This is a genomic window from Escherichia whittamii, from assembly GCF_014836715.1.
GTDB classification, from domain to species: Bacteria; Pseudomonadota; Gammaproteobacteria; order Enterobacterales; family Enterobacteriaceae; genus Escherichia; species Escherichia whittamii.
This window is the reverse complement of sequence record NZ_JACSQI010000003.1, coordinates 155,157-173,218: the sequence shown is the minus strand read 5'-3', so window position 1 is coordinate 173,218 and position 18,062 is coordinate 155,157. Positions and strand designations below refer to the sequence as shown.

Here is an 18,062-nt window from a genome sequence, read left to right as displayed (position 1 = left end):
TTTATTGCAGTTCAGGCAACCTCAAATTGAGCATTAAAATCAATAATGCTGTTAATTTTTGTCAATTGCTTCAATTTTTGGATGTTATTGATAATAACTAAATGATATTCTTTCTCAGTTCCGTGATAAGAGAATGTGTTTCTTTCATTTTGTATTGTAGAAACATATACATCAATGCATTTTTTTATTACAGCGGATTTATGTCTTTTGGGTTCAAGTCGCAGTGACTGGTCTATACAAGCGATGGCATCTTCAATTCTTTCGTTATATATATTTACCAGTGTCTTATAGTAATACAAGGAGGCTACATCTAATACTTGCGTCTGTGCATGGTCAAAAAAAATGCGTGATGCAGTCGTTTGTCCGGAAAGGCCGGTTATCAGTCCCATAATTCCTAAAATATTTCCATCGAAAATATTTTTGTCAGAAACCTTATCTATAAAGGCCAATGCTTTTTGTGTTGCATGTTTAAGTTCGTATAGACCATGAAGTGCCATAGACATATGGCATTCAGCCAACAGACAATAGCATTCATTGGTTATTGACTGAGCATTAGACTTATTTTTAACACTTTCAAATATAGTTATTGCATTGGCAATGTTTTCCGGTGTGAATTCATTCAGTTCACTTTTTCCGGCAGACATTTCCGCTGATAAAATATTTTCATCAGAAGGTATATATCGGGTCATAAATTCTGGTTCTGCTTTAGGTTTCTTCATTGCCAGATATAAGTTACTAATTATAAAGTGTGAGATTTTTTGTATGTCATCTGCTTGAATATGTGTGCTGGCAATAAGATAAAAACTTTTTGCATCGATTACTTCAATATATAAACTGTTTGAAGCATCATATTGGCTGATTCTTCCCGTTACAAAATAATCTGGTTTGAATCTGGCCAGAAAGGCTGTCTGAGATTTATTATCTATGCAATACTGGGTTGCAGCCATTGGATATATATATAGATCATCTGTTTTTTTATTTGAGATTAGTTGTACAAGTTCCTGATTAAGTGCTAATGGATCCTGATTGCAGTGAGATATTGTAAATGGAAATAAGGCAATAGTGCTGCCTGGATCATTATCTTGATTTTCTTTTATCTTGAATACTTGTCCACTAAATCGATAACCTTTTCTATATATGGTTTCAATGCAACGGTTGTAGCCAATTCTTTCAAAAATACATCTTAATGAATAGATGCATCGTGTAAGTGACTCATCACTTACAATCACATTTTTCCATACTGATTCGATGATCGTATCTTTGGATACAACGTTTCCCGCAGATTCAAGCAATACAAATAATACACCGAGTTCTTTCGGCGGGATGTAAAATTCCTCATTCCCTTTTGTAAGAATGCCATCTTCTGTAAGTATGATTCCATCAGGGAAATGATATGAGAACTTATTTTCTAAATCCATTAGCTCACCTCTATTAAGTTTGTGGTTTTTTGCATCCTGCATGAGTAACAGATATAACTGATATTCATATATTTCATTTGATATTTATATTTACGAAATTAATTATGATTGTTTAAGTTAATTTATATTAGCTTGATGTGATTGTAATCTGAAATATTCTTAATTAATGCTGGTTAATCATGTGAGTATATAACTCATTGGAACGTATTGATAAAATTATTATTATCACATTTCTTAACTTAATGTGATTGTACATTTAAGATAAAATGACATGCCGTGAGGAATAGTTATGCGTCGAATGACAATTTGATTTGCAAGAATTATTGCAATAGTGATTTTATTTATTAACAGCTATTGTATTCATTTGCTCTCTTAAATATTCCTGTGCGAACCAGACGTTATTTTTATACCATTATCGTCATAGTGGAGTGCGGAAGGATTTTTTAATGAAGGATGTAATTTGAATGGGAGAGAGGATTGCCGTATGATATGTCAGATATGATGATGGATATCAAAATACATAAAGATTATATTCTGGCGACAGAAATATTACATTTGTTATTTTGGTTTTCAATTACAGATATAGCATCAGGTTGTTTTATTACCTTGCACAATACATAATTGCTCTATTGCCAATGCTAAAAAGAAAATCATGGTTGTTCTGTTTTTGTATGTTATAGCTTATCATTTTTCCTGGAAATATATAAAAATCAGGCAAGAGTTGTGCCAGGTTATCATCTGAAATTTGATCAATGATATCAAATTTATTTATTTTGGTAGAGGTAAGATGCAAAGTGTCATAATTTTCAATCCATGTATATTCAATATCTCGGCGAAATGATTTATATGTGTTTGTGTTTTGTTTCCAGGTGCCGCTAAGTGCAACCGTTCCTGTCTTTTTATTTTTATTATACATAAAGTCAATCGTGAGATTAGCCCTTCCCTGGTCATTAAATATAACCCAATTGGCCGTGCATTTCTCATTGTATACTATTTGCTCTTTGGAATAATGATAGGCAATGAATAAAATGAAACCACTGAAAAAGCATATAATAATAAACAGCATTTTTTTATAACGAATCATGTTTAACTCCACGATACGATAGAGTTAAACAGTCTGCAACTGTGTTATTACTGTGGTTTTTCTTGCATGCCATAACAATCAATCCAGGAGACGACTTATCGAGAGGTAAATATAGCCAGGGATACTTTTTACAATCAATTCCAGATCCTAATATACGGTTCTTATATTTATCGAGATCTTTCAACCCATCAATGCTATCTTCTGTAACATTGAAATGGCAACCATTTATTTGTGCAACAGTTTTGTAATCTTTAAAGAATGATTTGGGTTGACTATTGTGCCAGAGAAAAAATGCGGTAAGCAAACCTACACTAAATGCACTTAGCATGGGTAAATAATTTTTAGATAGCCTGACTATATTTCTGAGATGATTATTTGGTTGAGCACTTGTCTCTTTAAACTCATCTTTAACGTTCAAGCATTGGGGAGATATGGTCTTTTGAGCATCTGCAGAAGGGATTATTACATGGTTTTCTATGTTTATATCATTACTGATCTTAAACCCTTTTCTCGGCACGGTTGCAATAAGCGAATGATTGGTTTCACCAACCGTTCGAAACCCGCGTCTGATAATCGATATATTTTGATATAACGTGTTGACCGGTACTCGCATGCCTTCTTCTTCCCAGACTCTGGAGAAAAAATCTTGTTGTGCAACCACATCCGGAAAGGCTTCGAGTAGCAGCGATAAGCACCTGCTTGCTGGCGTTGTCAGAATGGCGTTAAGCTCGGCGTCATGTACCGAAATTAGTTTTTTGTGCTCTGGCCAGAACTCAATATTATTGTTAATAATCCAGTACATACGTCAATAAAACACAAAATTAAGTAAATTGAAATTATATAGTTTGATAAGTATATTAGTATTCATGAAATAAATATATATTAATTTTATATTTATCATGCAAATTATAATTATAACATGTCAATGCAACTTAAAATTCCATGCAGATTAACAAATTTAACACTCCTGGCAGTTGTCTTGATGCATTTTTCTATCGCAATATCTCTTCATTTTTGCGGTAGTACGCTAGGGTTACATAATTAAATAAGCGCTCTAATAAACTGAATTAAAAGTTCATGTGATAAAATACGGGAGTGCCCGTATATACAATGCTTATTATTATCGATAGTAACGTTTCAGTGCTGAACGGAGTGTGAACGGATAAATAATTCGTTTATTTTACCACCCATCCTTTTTTCAATTCTTTGCTTGTAGGCGTAGATGCTACGGATATCCATATCAAGAACCTCTGCAATCTGATATGGATTATAACCAGAAACCATATGTCCCATTATGGTGAATTCCATTTGAGTTAACGTATTGCCTCTGGTAAATGACAAATAACGGCCAATGAATAGTTGCCTGATCTTTTCGTTGGCAACATCCAGTCCATCGTCATTATATATAATGGCTGATATCGAGGAGTTGTGTTTTCTCCAGTAATTAGCAAGAGATTGCATATTTCGATCGCTTACTAACACAATTCCCATCTCAGTACTCGTGAGATAGTCGATCCAGTCATGCTCTAAAAAAAGACGTAAAAAGCTTACTGAAAAATCTACAAAAATATATCCGCTTAATCGAGCATTGTGGTTTTTACTTAATATATCTTCAACCACGCCACGATTAAAGTAAGAACTATCTTCAGGCCACATGCAAAAACATGCATTTGCACAATACTGCAAACGTGGTGATTTTTCTGGCATTATTTGGCAATGCATTGAGCAACTATTGCATGTAAGACTTTTATAGCGACTACAAAGCCTCATGTTAATAACCTCCCTATTCATAGATAATTGCATAATTTCATTGGTTATTGATGATGTCAATACACTCTGATTTAGTAAGATTTTTATGAGGAATTGTGTTTAATCCGTATTTGATATTATTCTTAATGGCATATTTAAGTGTGTATCATTAAGCTTTAAATATGATTGGATTTCACTCAGTTAATCATGTCGACCTTATTGCAAATCAGACAAGTGCCTAATGTATTAAGAATATCTATACTGCAAATTGTTTTCGAATGACCAGAAGATATCTTGTAAATCTAAGTGATGCATCTTAAATAGTCTTAATTAAGATGTTCAGATTTTTATTTAGGATAACAGCTTGATAATGCTAGTTTAAGTTATGGGCCGCTTGGGGAGGGAGAACAATGCAAGATATGCATGGTAAGAATTGGAATGGTTCAAAATAGTGGTTATTTTGAACCATTCACATCTGTGATTAGCTAAAGAACATTACCGATACGCACAGGATACCGACGATCAACGTAATTAGATTTCCGATGGAACGCCAGGGCTTAAGTGCCGGGATGAGATATGTTGACAACGTTGGCATGATAAAAAGAATCATGGCAATAAGTGGACCACTGATCGCGTAAATCATCGAAATTGCATTAGGGTTGATGCAGCAAACGATGAAAGTAATCAGTGATACTAACATAATTGACAGCGCGCGGTTAAATGCACGGCTTTTTTTAACCCCTGCCTGCTGTAGCGTTGTTTTGACTAATTCTGTTGCACCTTCAATAACACCAAAGTAGGTACCTAAAAACGATTTAGACATTGCTACAACCGCGACAATAATTCCAGAAATCGACAGCCATGCAGGGGCATTTGGCAGCATAGAAAGTGCCGATAAAATAGTAACTCCCTCTTCTTTAGCTGTTTCAATATAAGACGGTGGTATTGATAACAGGCAGCTAAAGACGAAGAACAGTACGCTCACGCAGATGATGAGATAAGCGACTTTCATAATTTTTTTGCATTTATCCATAGCGTGTTCGCCATATTTTTCACGTCTATCAATAGCAAACGTAGAAATAATGGGCGTATGGCTAAAGGCGAAAACCATCACGGGAATCGATATCCATATCTGGTGAAGGGTATTCTGATTGAACTCTACCTGGGTAGTTAATAGAGCTGGTTGCCAACTACCAACGAGGTAGAAAGAAAGAAATAAGAAATAGGCAATCAGTGGAAACACCAAAAATCCCATTACCCGAATTGTGGCATGGCGCCCCATCAGAAAAATGAGATTCAGAATTAACACAACCCCCAGACTCACCAGCATACGAATGCGCAGGTCGATGACCATATGCTTTGCCAGCTGTTCTGTCAGCGAATTGGTGATTGCCACTGCATATATCAACACGACGACAAAAAAAGCAATGAAGTAAAGAGTGGTAATCAGATTGCCGATCTTTTTGCCATAGTAATGAGTTACTGCGCCAGTAATCCCTTCACCTGCGGATGTTTTTGACGAAAGGATGAACTGGCACAGGGCCTTATGTGGCCAATATGTTAAAGGCCATGCGACCAGTGCTGTAATAAACAGGACTACCGCTCCCGCTGAACCTAGCTGAATAGGGAGAAAGAGCGTGCCTGCGCCAACGGCTGTGCCGTAAAGTGCGAAGCTCCAGAGAGTTTCTTCTTTTGACCAAATTTTAGACATTATTTGAACGTATCATCTACAAATTAAGAAAAATGGAGGGCAATTTACCATAAACCAGGTCAGATATGGGAGATTAACGCCATATCTCCCCATGGATTCATGTGTTAGTCGATGCAAACCTTGCGTGCCAGCTGGGTATCCATCCCTCATTCCGGTGAATTTCCTTTGTGATAAAAATCACTATTTTTAAACATTTAAAATAATTTTCATTAACAATCATTTACTATTGCGCTGTTAATCTGTGCGAGGTTGTGATGAAAGACGTAGTGATTGTCGGTGCGTTACGAACACCTATCGGCTGCTTTCGTGGAGCGTTGGCTGGCCATTCTGCCGTGGAACTTGGTAGCCTGGTCGTGAAAGCGTTATTAGAACGCACTGGCGTTGCTGCACCAGCGGTAGATGAAGTGATTCTGGGGCAGGTTCTGACCGCAGGGGCAGGGCAGAATCCAGCACGGCAATCGGCCATTAAAGGTGGTCTACCCAACAGCGTTTCGGCAATTACAATTAATGATGTTTGTGGTTCCGGGCTAAAAGCACTGCATCTTGCCACACAAGCGATCCAATGTGGCGAGGCTGATATTGTTATCGCCGGTGGTCAGGAAAACATGAGTCGCGCACCGCATGTATTGACTGATAGCCGTACCGGAGCACAGCTTGGCGATAGCCAACTGGTTGATAGTCTGGTGCATGATGGCTTATGGGATGCGTTCAATGATTACCATATTGGTGTCACTGCCGAAAATCTGGCGCGTGAATATGGTATCAGTCGTCAATTACAAGATGCCTATGCACTTAGTTCACAACAAAAAGCGCGGGCGGCCATTGACGCTGGACGATTCAAAGATGAGATTGTCCCGGTAAGAACGCAAAACAATGGGCAGCTACTGATTGTTGATACCGATGAGCAGCCGCGTACGGATGCCAGCGCAGAAGGGCTGGCTAGCTTAAATCCGTCATTTGATAGCCACGGTTCGGTTACTGCGGGTAATGCTTCATCGATTAATGATGGTGCTGCTGCGGTAATGATGATGAGCGAAGCCAAAGCGCGAGCATTGAATTTACCCGTGCTGGCACGTATTCGCGCCTTTGCCAGTGTTGGTGTCGATCCTGCACTGATGGGGATTGCGCCGGTATATGCGACTCGCCGTTGCCTTGAGCGTGTGGGCTGGCAGCTTTCTGATGTCGATCTTATTGAGGCTAATGAAGCGTTTGCCGCACAGGCGCTTTCCGTTGGCAAAATGCTCGAATGGGATGAACGTCGGGTCAATGTTAACGGTGGCGCAATTGCGTTGGGTCACCCGATTGGCGCATCCGGTTGCCGCATTCTGGTTTCTTTGGTCCATGAAATGGTAAAACGCAATGCGCGTAAAGGACTGGCTACACTTTGTATTGGTGGCGGTCAGGGCGTGGCGTTAACTATTGAACGTGACGACCAGATCTAAATTCCTTTCTATTCGTTAAACATCTGCCGCCATCAAGCAATTTCATGATGATGGTTGGCACGTCTGCGCACATACCCTATAGACTCTGAATTTTTCCTTCACCTGACCTATTCGTGATCGACGCGACACTTTTCTCAATCCCTTATCAAAAAATGAAACAATGTTTTATTTTTGATTGAAAAGCACACTGTGCAGGCATATCATCCTTTAAAGAATAAAACGAAACGATGTTTCACAATCGTTGTGATTTTACAGTTCAATGATTATCGGAGGTTGATGTGGACGTAAGACAGAGCATCCACAGTGCGCATGCAAAAACGCTGGATACCCAGGGGCTGCGTAATGAATTTTTGGTTGAAAAGGTATTCGTTGCGGATGAGTACACGATGGTTTACAGCCACATTGACCGCATTATTGTTGGCGGCATTATGCCGGTAGCAAAAACGGTTTCCGTTGGTGGGGAAGTTGGAAAACAACTGGGCGTGAGCTACTTCCTGGAACGTCGCGAGCTGGGCGTTATTAATATTGGCGGCGCTGGTACGATTACCGTCGATGGTCAATGCTACGAAATCGGTCACCGCGACGCTCTCTATATTGGTAAAGGTGCAAAAGAAGTGGTTTTTGCCAGCATTGATAGTGCCACTCCGGCGAAGTTTTATTACAACTGCGCACCTGCCCATACTACCTATCCCACTAAAAAAGTGACCCCGGCTGAAGTCGCTCCGGTTACGCTGGGCGATAACATCACCAGTAATCGTCGCACAATTAACAAATATTTTGTGCCAGATGTGCTGGAAACCTGCCAGTTGAGCATGGGGCTGACGGAGCTGGCTCCGGGAAACCTGTGGAATACCATGCCGTGCCACACCCACGAGCGTCGGATGGAAGTTTACTTCTATTTCAACATGGATGATGACGCCTGTGTTTTCCACATGATGGGGCAACCGCAAGAAACGCGTCACATTGTGATGCATAACGAGCAGGCAGTAATTTCCCCGAGTTGGTCTATCCACTCCGGCGTAGGGACCAAAGCTTATACCTTTATCTGGGGCATGGTAGGTGAAAACCAGGTCTTTGATGATATGGACCACGTTGCCGTTAAAGACCTGCGCTAATTGCGGGCAAAATGAATAAGGTATTATTATGATTTTAAAAGAATTTTCTCTTGATGGTAAAGTTGCGGTAGTCACTGGTTGTGACACTGGACTGGGGCAGGGGATGGCGCTGGGACTAGCGCAAGCGGGCTGTGATATCGTCGGTATTAATATCGTTGAACCGACAGAAACCATTGAACAGGTCACGGCGCTGGGTCGTCGTTTTTTAAGCCTGACCGCCGATCTACGTCAGATTGATGGCATTCCTGCACTTCTGGATCGTGCGGTAGCAGAGTTCGGCCATATTGATATCCTGGTGAATAATGCCGGATTGATTCGCCGTGAAGATGCTCTCGATTTCAGTGAAAAAGACTGGGACGATGTGATGAACCTGAACATCAAAAGTGTATTCTTCATGTCCCAGGCAGCGGCGAAACACTTCATTGCACAGGGCAACGGCGGCAAGATTATCAATATCGCTTCGATGCTCTCATTTCAGGGCGGGATCCGCGTACCTTCGTATACCGCATCAAAAAGCGGCGTGATGGGCGTGACCCGCCTGATGGCGAACGAATGGGCAAAACATAACATCAACGTTAATGCGATTGCTCCGGGCTACATGGCGACCAACAATACCCAACAACTGCGGGCTGATGAAAAGCGTAGTGCGGAAATTCTTGACCGCATCCCGGCAGGGCGTTGGGGATTGCCGAGCGATCTAATGGGGCCAGTGGTGTTCCTTGCCTCCAGTGCTTCAGACTATGTGAATGGTTATACCATCGCCGTAGATGGCGGCTGGCTGGCGCGTTAAGTTATTCAATTCATTTTTATGACCCTGCCATATGGCAGGGTTTTTTATACCAGCAGATCATCATAATCCATATCTCGGTTATGAAATAATCCATATAAATTATCAATTAATAAATTTTATGAGTTTTATCTACTTTAAAATTATGTAGTTAATAATAACGTCAATAATTTTACTTAATTTGAAAATTGGAATGTCCATCACATAACCGCATGTCGTAGCAATTTAATCCATATTTATGCTAATTCCGACCTGACACCTGTATGAGTTGTTCACGTATTTTTTCACTATGTCTTATTCTCTGCTGGCAGGAAAAAATGGTTACTATCAATACGGAATCTGCTTTAACGCCGCGTCCTCTACGAGATACGCGTCGTATGAATATGTTTGTTTCGGTAGCTGCTGCGGTTGCAGGATTGTTATTCGGTCTTGATATCGGGGTCATCGCCGGAGCCTTGCCGTTCATTACCGATCACTTTGTGCTAACCAGTCTTCCTGACACTGCTCAATAGCATTGGTGCTGCCGGTACGTTCTGGCTCTACACCGCGCTGAATATTGCGTTTGTGGGCATTACCTTCTGGCTCATTCCGGAAACCAAGAATGTCACGCTGGAGCATATCGAACGCAAACTGATGGCCGGCGAAAAATTGAGAAATATCGGCATCTGATGTCACAGGCCGGATGTGCTGTACATCCGGCCTTTTTTTCGCTAATAGAGATCGGGCGCCAGGCCGTTGAGTTCCTTATTCAGCCTTGCTGCATTAACTCACAAGTCAGGAGAAAGGAATGAAAACAATTGGTCTGCTGGGTGGTATGAGCTGGGAATCTACTATTCCTTACTATCGTCTGATAAATGAAGGCATTAAACAACGACTTGGTGGGCTTCACTCTGCGCAAGTGCTGTTACATAGCGTTGATTTTCATGAAATAGAAGAGTGTCAACGTCGCGGGGAGTGGGACAAAGCAGGAGAAATTCTGGCTGAAGCGGCGCTGGGTTTACAGCGGGCGGGGGCTGAAGGCATTGTGTTATGTACTAATACGATGCACAAAGTGGCGGATGCTATCGAATCCCGTTGTTCACTGCCTTTCTTACATATTGCGGATGCCACCGGACGAGCAATTACCCGTGCCGGAATGACTCGCGTGGCGCTGCTGGGTACGCGCTACACCATGGAACAGGATTTTTATCGTGGGCGACTGGCGGAGCAATTTTCCATCGACTGTCTGATCCCTGAAGCGGATGAGCGGGCGAAAATTAACCAGATTATTTTTGAAGAACTGTGTCTGGGGCAATTTAGCGAAACATCACGCGCTTATTATGCGCAGGTGATTGCTCGCCTCGCAGAACAGGGCGCGCAGGGCGTCGTTTTTGGCTGTACGGAAATTGGTTTACTGGTGCCAGAAGAGCGCAGTGTTCTGCCTGTGTTTGATACTACGGCTATTCATGCCGAGGATGCAGTTGCCTTTATGCTGTCGTAATTCGCTACAAAATAGCTTCAAGAGTGGCAACCAGTTTTGGTAAACCGCTCTGTAAATGCTCGCTGAATGCCTGTACCAGTGCTGATGACGGACGATGCAGAGGGCGAATCAGGCTGACGGTGAAGGGAACCGCAATACTGAACCGCCGAACCACTAATCCGCTTGCCGCATAATCCAGAGCGGTGAGCGGGTTAACCACCGAAACACCCGCCCCCGCACGTACCATCGCGCAGACTGACGCGGCGCTGTGGGTTTCTACAATCATGCGTCGTTTAACCTGATTCTCAGTAAACAATTGATCCAGCAGCTGACGATAGCTGTCAGTACGGGAAAGGCTGATGTAGTTCTCACCCTGAAAATCTTCCGGCGTTAATACCTTTTTTACCGCCAGCGGATGGCCCGGCGGTAAAACACACACTTCATCTAAAGAGAGTAATTCCGTGCGTTCCGTACCCGCAGGTGTATGCAGCGTTTCGGTGAGGCCTAAATCATGACGCTGGGCCGAAAGCCACTCTTCAAGTAGCGGCGATTCCTGCGGCACAATGTTTAAGCTGACTTCAGGATAACGAGCCAGAAAGGGTTGCAGCAGCGGCGGCAAAAAAGACTGCGAAAAGACCGGCAGGCAGGCAATAGAAAGTTCTCCCTGGCGAAACTCGCGCAGACTTTCAGCAGCGCTGACTATGCGATCCAGCCCGTACCAGGAGCGCTGAACCTCTTCAAATAGCCGAAGTCCCTGAACGGTAGGATGTAATCGTCCGCGAACGCGCTCAAACAGTTTCAATCCGATCACCTTTTCAAAGCGCGCCAGTTCGCGGCTGACGGTTGGTTGTGAAGTATGCAGCAGTTGTGCCGCCTCAGTCAGGCTGCCGGCGGTCATAACCGCATGAAAAATTTCAATATGACGTAAGTTAACGGCGGCCATTGGCGTTCTCTCGCAATTCGGTGATCCATATCATTTTTGCATAGACTCGGCATAAATCGATATTTTTTATTCTTTTTATGATGTGGCGTAATCATAAAAAAGCACTTATTCGGAGTTTGTTATGCCACATTCACTATTCAGCACTGATACCGATCTCACCGCCGAAAATCTGCTGCGCTTGCCTGCAGAATTCGGTTGCCCGGTTTGGGTCTACGATGCACAAATTATCCGTCGGCAGATTGCAGCGCTGAAACAGTTTGATGTGGTGCGCTTCGCGCAGAAAGCCTGTTCCAATATTCATATTTTGCGCTTAATGCGCGAACAGGGCGTGAAAGTGGATTCCGTCTCATTAGGGGAAATCGAACGCGCGTTGGCGGCGGGATATAATCCGCAAACGCATCCCGATGATATTGTCTTTACTGCGGATGTTATCGATCAGGCGACGCTCGATCGCGTCAGTGAATTGCAAATTCCAGTGAATGCTGGCTCCGTTGATATGCTCGACCAACTTGGTCAGGTTTCGCCAGGGCATCGGGTATGGCTGCGCGTTAATCCAGGCTTTGGTCACGGTCATAGCCAAAAAACCAATACCGGTGGCGAAAACAGCAAGCACGGCATCTGGTATACCGATCTTCCGGCCGCGCTGGAAGTGATACAACGTCATCATCTGCAACTGGTCGGCATTCACATGCACATCGGTTCTGGTGTTGATTATGCGCATCTGGAGCAGGTGTGTGGTGCGATGGTGCGTCAGGTTGTCGATTTTGGTCAGGATTTACAGGCTATCTCTGCGGGGGGCGGGCTTTCTGTTCCGTATCAGCAGGGAGAAGAGGCGGTTGATACTGAACATTATTATGGTCTGTGGAATGCTGCACGTGAGCAAATCGCCCGCCATCTCGGTCACCATGTGAAACTGGAAATTGAACCGGGTCGCTTCCTGGTAGCGCAGTCTGGTGTGTTAATTACCCAGGTACGGAGCGTCAAACAAATGGGGAGTCGCCACTTTGTGCTGGTTGACGCTGGATTTAACGATCTGATGCGCCCGGCAATGTACGGCAGTTACCACCATATTAGCGCGCTGGCGGCTGATGGTCGCTCTCTTGAACATGCGCCAACGGTGGAAACCGTTGTCGCAGGGCCATTATGTGAATCGGGCGATGTTTTTACCCAGCAGGAAGGGGGGAATGTCGAAACCCGCGCCTTACCGGAAGTGAAGGCTGGCGATTATCTGGTTCTGCATGATACTGGCGCATATGGTGCGTCAATGTCATCTAACTACAATAGTCGCCCATTGTTGCCAGAAGTTCTGTTTGATAATGGTCGGGCGCGGTTGATTCGCCGCCGCCAGACCATTGAGGAATTACTGGCGCTCGAGTTGCTTTAATCGTGGCTAGTCGCTGGCTGCGTTATGACTTGCATCCAGCGACGGTGTTGAAACTGAATGGCGACGTACCAGCGTAGGACTAAAGACGTTGGTGATTTCCGGCAGGGGGCGATTATCCGCCAGCGCCAATGCCAGTTCTGCAGCCTGGGTCGCCATTGTCACTATTGGGTAACGGATCGTGGTCAGCCGTGGGCGCACATAGCGTGACACCAGCACATCATCAAAACCAATCAGCGAAATTTCACCCGGTACATCAATCCCATTATCATTGAGCACGCCCATTGCGCCTGCCGCCATTGAGTCGTTATAACAGGCCACGGCGGTGAAATTTCTGCCTCTTCCCAACAGTTCCGTCATCGCCTGTTCGCCACCGCTTTCATCCGGTTCGCCGAAAGTCACCAGCCGATCATTGGTCGGAATACCACTTTCGGCAAGGGCATCGTAATATCCTTGCAGACGATCTTCGGCATCAGAAATAGAGTGGTTAGAGCAGAGATAACCAATGCGTGTATGACCTTGCTGAATTAAATGGCGTGTTGCCAGCCAGGCACCGTAGCGATCGTCCAGAGCGATACAACGATTCTCAAAACCCGGAAGGATCCGGTTGATCAATACCATGCCAGGTATTTGCTTCATCAATGAGGCCAAATCGGCATCCGGGATCATTTTGGCATGGACGACCAGCGCGGCGCAGCGATGGCGAATCAACTGCTCAATGGCCTGGCGCTCTTTTTGTTCGTTGTGGTAACCGTTGCCAATTAATAAGAAATTACCGGTATGGTAAGCCACCTGTTCGACCGCTTTCACCATTGCACCGAAAAACGGATCGGAAACATCACCAACGACCAGGCCGACCGTTTCAGTGGTCTGTTGCGCCAACGCACGGGCGTTCGCGTTCGGGTGATAGCTCAGAGATTCCATTGCGCTATGCACAGCCAGACGAGAAGCTTCACTGGCTTTTGGAGAGTTATTAATGACGCGGGAAACGGTGGCGACTGAAACGCCTGCCAGTCGGGCTACATCCTTAATGGTCGCCATGAAAATACCTTTGTGGGTAAACGCTTACAATCTGCCAGTTTTACGGAAAACGCCCGTTGGTTCAAGGGGCGTTGTGATTTCAGCGTGGGAAGTGTGCGCGAAACGAGAATAAGTAAGAAAAAAAAGAGATTGCAAACCTTTGGTTACACTTTGCGAAACGCTGTTGCGATTGACTGCTGGTGGCATTTGTCTACAGGTTGATAAAGTGGTGATCCCAGAGGTATTGATAGGTGAAGTCAACTTCGGGTTGAGCACATGAATTACACCAGCCTGCGCAGATGCGCAGGTTTTTTTTGCCTGTCGCAAATCTGTAACAGTAACCGACAATTTACACACCTCGTTGCATTTCCCTTCATTCCTTTGCTTTTTCTCGCTGGCGAAGCGTCGCCGTGCGGACCACAATCAAGATCCCAGAGGTATTGATTGGTGAGATTATTCGGTACGCTCTTCGTACCCTGTCTCTTGCACCAACCTGCGCGGATGCGCAGGTTTTTTTTCGCACCGACTTTACTGTCGCTCGATCTCTTCATCTCGTGTAATCTCACCGCATTCGCATTAAATGAATTAATGAGCAAAGGGAGTTGAAATGCTTTTTAGCTTTTTTCGAAATTTGTGCCTTGCTCTGTACCGCGTTCGCGTGACAGGTGACACCCAGGCGCTTAAGGGCGAGCGCGTTCTTATTACGCCCAATCACGTCTCTTTTATTGATGGCATTCTGCTGGCTTTATTTTTACCCGTTCGCCCGGTGTTTGCTGTTTACACCTCCATCAGCCAGCAGTGGTATATGCGTTGGTTGAAATCATTTATCGACTTCGTTCCTCTCGATCCGACACAGCCGATGGCAATCAAACATCTGGTTCGTTTAGTGGAGCAAGGCCGTCCGGTAGTGATTTTCCCGGAGGGGCGCATCACGACCACCGGCTCGCTGATGAAAATCTACGATGGGGCTGGTTTTGTAGCGGCGAAGTCAGGCGCGACGGTTATTCCGGTGCGTATTGAAGGGGCGGAGCTTACGCACTTCAGTCGCCTGAAAGGTCTGGTTAAACGGCGCTTGTTCCCGCAAATTCATCTGCATATTTTGCCTCCCACGCAGGTGCCGATGCCTGATGCGCCGCGCGCCCGCGACCGCCGTAAAATCGCAGGGGAAATGCTGCACCAAATTATGATGGAAGCGCGTATGGCGGTGCGCCCACGTGAAACGCTGTACGAATCACTACTGAGCGCAATGTACCGTTTTGGGGCCAGGAAAAAGTGTGTCGAAGACGTCAACTTTACCCCGGATACCTATCGTAAATTGCTCACTAAAACACTGTTTGTTGGTCGTATCCTCGAAAAATATAGCGTTGAAGGGGAAAGAATCGGCTTAATGCTGCCCAATGCGGGCATTAGTGCAGCAGTGATTTTTGGGGCCATCGCCCGTCGCCGTATTCCGGCAATGATGAACTACACCGCCGGGGTAAAAGGGCTGACCAGTGCTATTACTGCCGCCGAAATCAAAACCATCTTCACTTCCCGCCAGTTCCTCGACAAAGGCAAACTCTGGCATCTGCCGGAGCAGCTGACTCAGGTGCGCTGGGTGTATCTGGAAGATTTAAAAGCGGACGTCACCACTGTCGACAAAGTATGGATCTTCGCCCATCTGTTGATGCCGCGTCTGGCACAGGTAAAACAGCAGCCAGAAGAAGAGGCGCTGATCCTCTTTACTTCCGGTTCTGAAGGCCATCCGAAAGGCGTTGTCCATAGCCATAAAAGCATTCTGGCGAACGTTGAGCAGATTAAAACTATCGCCGACTTCACCACCAACGATCGCTTTATGTCGGCGTTACCGCTGTTTCACTCTTTTGGTTTAACTGTTGGCCTGTTTACGCCCCTGCTGACGGGCGCAGAAGTCTTCCTGTACCCCAGCCCATTGCATTACCGCATTGTGCCGGAACTGGTGTACGACCGCAGTTGTACGGTGCTTTTCGGCACTTCGACCTTCCTCGGTCACTACGCGCGCTTTGCCAACCCGTATGACTTCTATCGTCTACGCTATGTGGTGGCAGGTGCGGAGAAGTTGCAAGAAAGCACCAAACAGCTTTGGCAGGATAAGTTTGGCCTGCGCATTCTTGAAGGCTACGGCGTGACCGAGTGCGCGCCAGTGGTGTCCATCAACGTACCGATGGCAGCGAAACCAGGTACGGTAGGGCGTATTTTGCCTGGTATGGATGCGCGACTGCTGGCGGTTCCTGGCATTGAAGAAGGCGGTCGCCTGCAACTAAAAGGGCCGAACATAATGAACGGCTACCTGCGGGTGGAGAAACCGGGCGTGCTGGAAGTGCCAACGGCTGAGAACATCCACGGTGAGATGGAGCGCGGCTGGTATGACACTGGCGATATCGTGCGTTTCGACGAGCAGGGCTTTGTGCAGATTCAGGGCCGCGCGAAACGCTTCGCCAAAATTGCCGGAGAGATGGTTTCACTGGAAATGGTGGAACAACTGGCACTTGGTGTTTCGCCAGATAAAGTCCATGCCACCGCGATTAAGAGCGACGCCAGTAAAGGCGAGGCGCTGGTACTGTTCACTACAGACAGCGAACTGACGCGCGATAAGCTGCAACAATACGCCCGCGAGCACGGCGTACCGGAACTTGCCGTACCGCGTGACATTCGCTATCTGAAACAGATGCCATTACTGGGCAGCGGCAAGCCTGACTTTGTCACGTTGAAAAGTTGGGTCGACGAAGCGGAAAAACACGATGAGTGAGTCAGTGCACACTAACACTTCACTATGGTCGAAGGGAATGAAAGCAGTTATCGCCGCGCAGTTTCTCTCTGCGTTTGGTGATAACGCGCTGCTGTTTGCCACTCTGGCGTTGCTGAAAGCGCAGTTCTACCCGGACTGGAGCCAGCCAATCCTGCAAATGGTGTTTGTGGGGGCTTACATTCTCTTTGCGCCGTTTGTCGGTCAGGTGGCGGATAGCTTTGCGAAAGGCCGGGTAATGATGTTTGCCAACGGCCTTAAGTTGCTGGGGGCAGCCAGTATCTGTTTTGGCATTAATCCGTTTCTCGGTTATACGCTGGTGGGCGTCGGTGCAGCGGCTTATTCTCCGGCGAAATACGGTATTCTTGGCGAGTTAACAACCGGTAATCAGTTAGTGAAAGCTAACGGCTTGATGGAAGCCTCCACCATTGCGGCGATTTTACTCGGTTCCGTAGCCGGTGGCGTGCTGGCGGACTGGCATGTTCTTGCCGCGCTGGCGGCCTGTGCGCTGGCTTATGCTGGCGCGGTAGCTGCAAATCTCTACATTCCGAAACTGGCGGCGGCGCGTCCGGGGCAGTCGTGGAATCTTATCAACATGACCCGCAGTTTCCTGAATGCCTGCACCTCGCTATGGCGCAATGGTGAAACGCGTTTTTCGCTGGTAGGCACCAGTTTATTCTGGGGCGCGGGGGTTACGTTGCGTTTCCTGTTGGTGCTGTGGGTGCCGGTGGCGCTGGGCATTACCGATAACGCGACCCCGACCTACCTCAACGCGATGGTGGCGATTGGCATCGTGGTTGGTGCGGGGGCGGCAGCAAAACTGGTCACCCTGGAAACCGTATCACGCTGCATGCCAGCCGGCATTTTGATTGGCGTGGTGGTGCTGATTTTCTCCCTGCAACACGAGCTGCTGCCAGCCTATGCCTTGCTGATGTTGATTGGCGTGCTGGGGGGCTTTTTTGTCGTTCCTCTGAATGCGTTACTTCAGGAGCGAGGCAAAAAAAGCGTCGGGGCGGGGAATGCGATTGCAGTACAGAATCTCGGCGAAAACAGCGCCATGCTGCTGATGTTGGGAATTTACTCGCTGGCAGTAATGGTAGGCATCCCAGTCGTGCCCATAGGCATTGGCTTTGGTGCGCTGTTTGCGCTGGCAATAACGGCGCTGTGGGTCTGGCAACGCCGTCATTAA

The 18,062-nt window shown here is 45.7% G+C and carries 14 protein-coding genes and 1 pseudogene; 8 read left to right on the top strand and 7 right to left on the bottom strand.

Going from position 1 to position 18,062, the window contains the following annotated elements; translation table 11 throughout:
* Positions 1–11: 11 nt before the first annotated feature.
* The 5 genes from H9644_RS06550 to H9644_RS06530 all read right to left on the bottom strand — a co-directional run bounded on the left by H9644_RS06550 (position 12) and on the right by H9644_RS06530 (position 5,962).
* Positions 12–1,418, bottom strand: a complete 1,407-nt coding sequence (locus tag H9644_RS06550) for a winged helix-turn-helix domain-containing protein (RefSeq protein WP_191773818.1) — start codon at positions 1,416–1,418, stop codon at positions 12–14.
* 601 nt (positions 1,419–2,019) lie between these two features.
* Positions 2,020–2,502, bottom strand: coding sequence for a hypothetical protein (locus H9644_RS06545; protein WP_191773816.1), 483 nt, complete (start codon positions 2,500–2,502; stop codon positions 2,020–2,022).
* Positions 2,489–3,304 carry a winged helix-turn-helix domain-containing protein gene (locus H9644_RS06540; RefSeq protein ID WP_191773814.1) on the bottom strand — a complete coding sequence of 272 codons (816 nt, stop codon included), beginning with the start codon at positions 3,302–3,304 and terminating at the stop codon, positions 2,489–2,491. Before H9644_RS06540 ends, H9644_RS06545 begins: the two co-directional genes overlap by 14 nt.
* Positions 3,305–3,639: 335 nt before the next feature.
* A complete protein-coding gene (locus H9644_RS06535) occupies positions 3,640–4,272 on the bottom strand; it encodes a helix-turn-helix transcriptional regulator (RefSeq protein WP_191774059.1) in 633 nt (210 codons plus the stop codon).
* Between the two features lie 460 nt (positions 4,273–4,732).
* A complete protein-coding gene (locus H9644_RS06530) occupies positions 4,733–5,962 on the bottom strand; it encodes an amino acid permease (protein WP_064529821.1) in 1,230 nt (409 codons plus the stop codon).
* A gap of 254 nt (positions 5,963–6,216) precedes the next feature.
* On the opposite strand from H9644_RS06530, the gene H9644_RS06525 reads away from it, so the two are divergent.
* The 5 genes and pseudogenes from H9644_RS06525 to ygeA all read left to right on the top strand — a co-directional run bounded on the left by H9644_RS06525 (position 6,217) and on the right by ygeA (position 10,786).
* Positions 6,217–7,404, top strand: coding sequence for an acetyl-CoA C-acetyltransferase (locus H9644_RS06525; protein ID WP_064529822.1), 1,188 nt, complete (start codon positions 6,217–6,219; stop codon positions 7,402–7,404).
* Between the two features lie 278 nt (positions 7,405–7,682).
* Positions 7,683–8,519: a 5-dehydro-4-deoxy-D-glucuronate isomerase gene (gene kduI / locus H9644_RS06520; protein ID WP_064529823.1), complete on the top strand. Its 837-nt coding sequence runs from the start codon at positions 7,683–7,685 to the stop codon at positions 8,517–8,519.
* A gap of 28 nt (positions 8,520–8,547) precedes the next feature.
* Complete coding sequence (kduD, locus tag H9644_RS06515; protein WP_064529824.1) at positions 8,548–9,309, top strand: 2-dehydro-3-deoxy-D-gluconate 5-dehydrogenase KduD; 762 nt, start codon at positions 8,548–8,550, stop codon at positions 9,307–9,309.
* Between the two features lie 489 nt (positions 9,310–9,798).
* A pseudogene (locus H9644_RS06510) lies at positions 9,799–9,975 on the top strand (MFS transporter); the annotation flags it as partial.
* Positions 9,976–10,093: 118 nt separating this feature from the next.
* Entirely contained in the window at positions 10,094–10,786 is a 693-nt protein-coding gene (gene ygeA / locus H9644_RS06505; protein ID WP_064529826.1) for an amino acid racemase, read from the top strand.
* A gap of 4 nt (positions 10,787–10,790) precedes the next feature.
* Here the strand turns inward: ygeA and lysR are convergent, their stop codons facing one another.
* Positions 10,791–11,708 carry a DNA-binding transcriptional regulator LysR gene (gene lysR / locus H9644_RS06500; protein WP_191773811.1) on the bottom strand — a complete coding sequence of 306 codons (918 nt, stop codon included), beginning with the start codon at positions 11,706–11,708 and terminating at the stop codon, positions 10,791–10,793.
* Between the two features lie 121 nt (positions 11,709–11,829).
* Between lysR and lysA the strand changes: the two genes are divergently transcribed.
* Positions 11,830–13,092, top strand: a complete 1,263-nt coding sequence (lysA, locus tag H9644_RS06495) for a diaminopimelate decarboxylase (RefSeq protein ID WP_064529828.1) — start codon at positions 11,830–11,832, stop codon at positions 13,090–13,092.
* Between the two features lie 6 nt (positions 13,093–13,098).
* On the opposite strand, the gene galR is transcribed toward lysA, so the two are convergent.
* Positions 13,099–14,130, bottom strand: coding sequence for an HTH-type transcriptional regulator GalR (gene galR / locus H9644_RS06490; protein ID WP_191773809.1), 1,032 nt, complete (start codon positions 14,128–14,130; stop codon positions 13,099–13,101).
* 586 nt (positions 14,131–14,716) lie between these two features.
* Here galR and aas point away from each other — a divergent pair.
* Together aas and lplT are read left to right on the top strand one after the other, a co-directional pair.
* Complete coding sequence (aas, locus tag H9644_RS06485; RefSeq protein ID WP_064529830.1) at positions 14,717–16,876, top strand: bifunctional acyl-ACP--phospholipid O-acyltransferase/long-chain-fatty-acid--ACP ligase; 2,160 nt, start codon at positions 14,717–14,719, stop codon at positions 16,874–16,876.
* Positions 16,869–18,062 carry a lysophospholipid transporter LplT gene (gene lplT / locus H9644_RS06480; RefSeq protein WP_191773806.1) on the top strand — a complete coding sequence of 398 codons (1,194 nt, stop codon included), beginning with the start codon at positions 16,869–16,871 and terminating at the stop codon, positions 18,060–18,062. Before aas ends, lplT begins: the two co-directional genes overlap by 8 nt.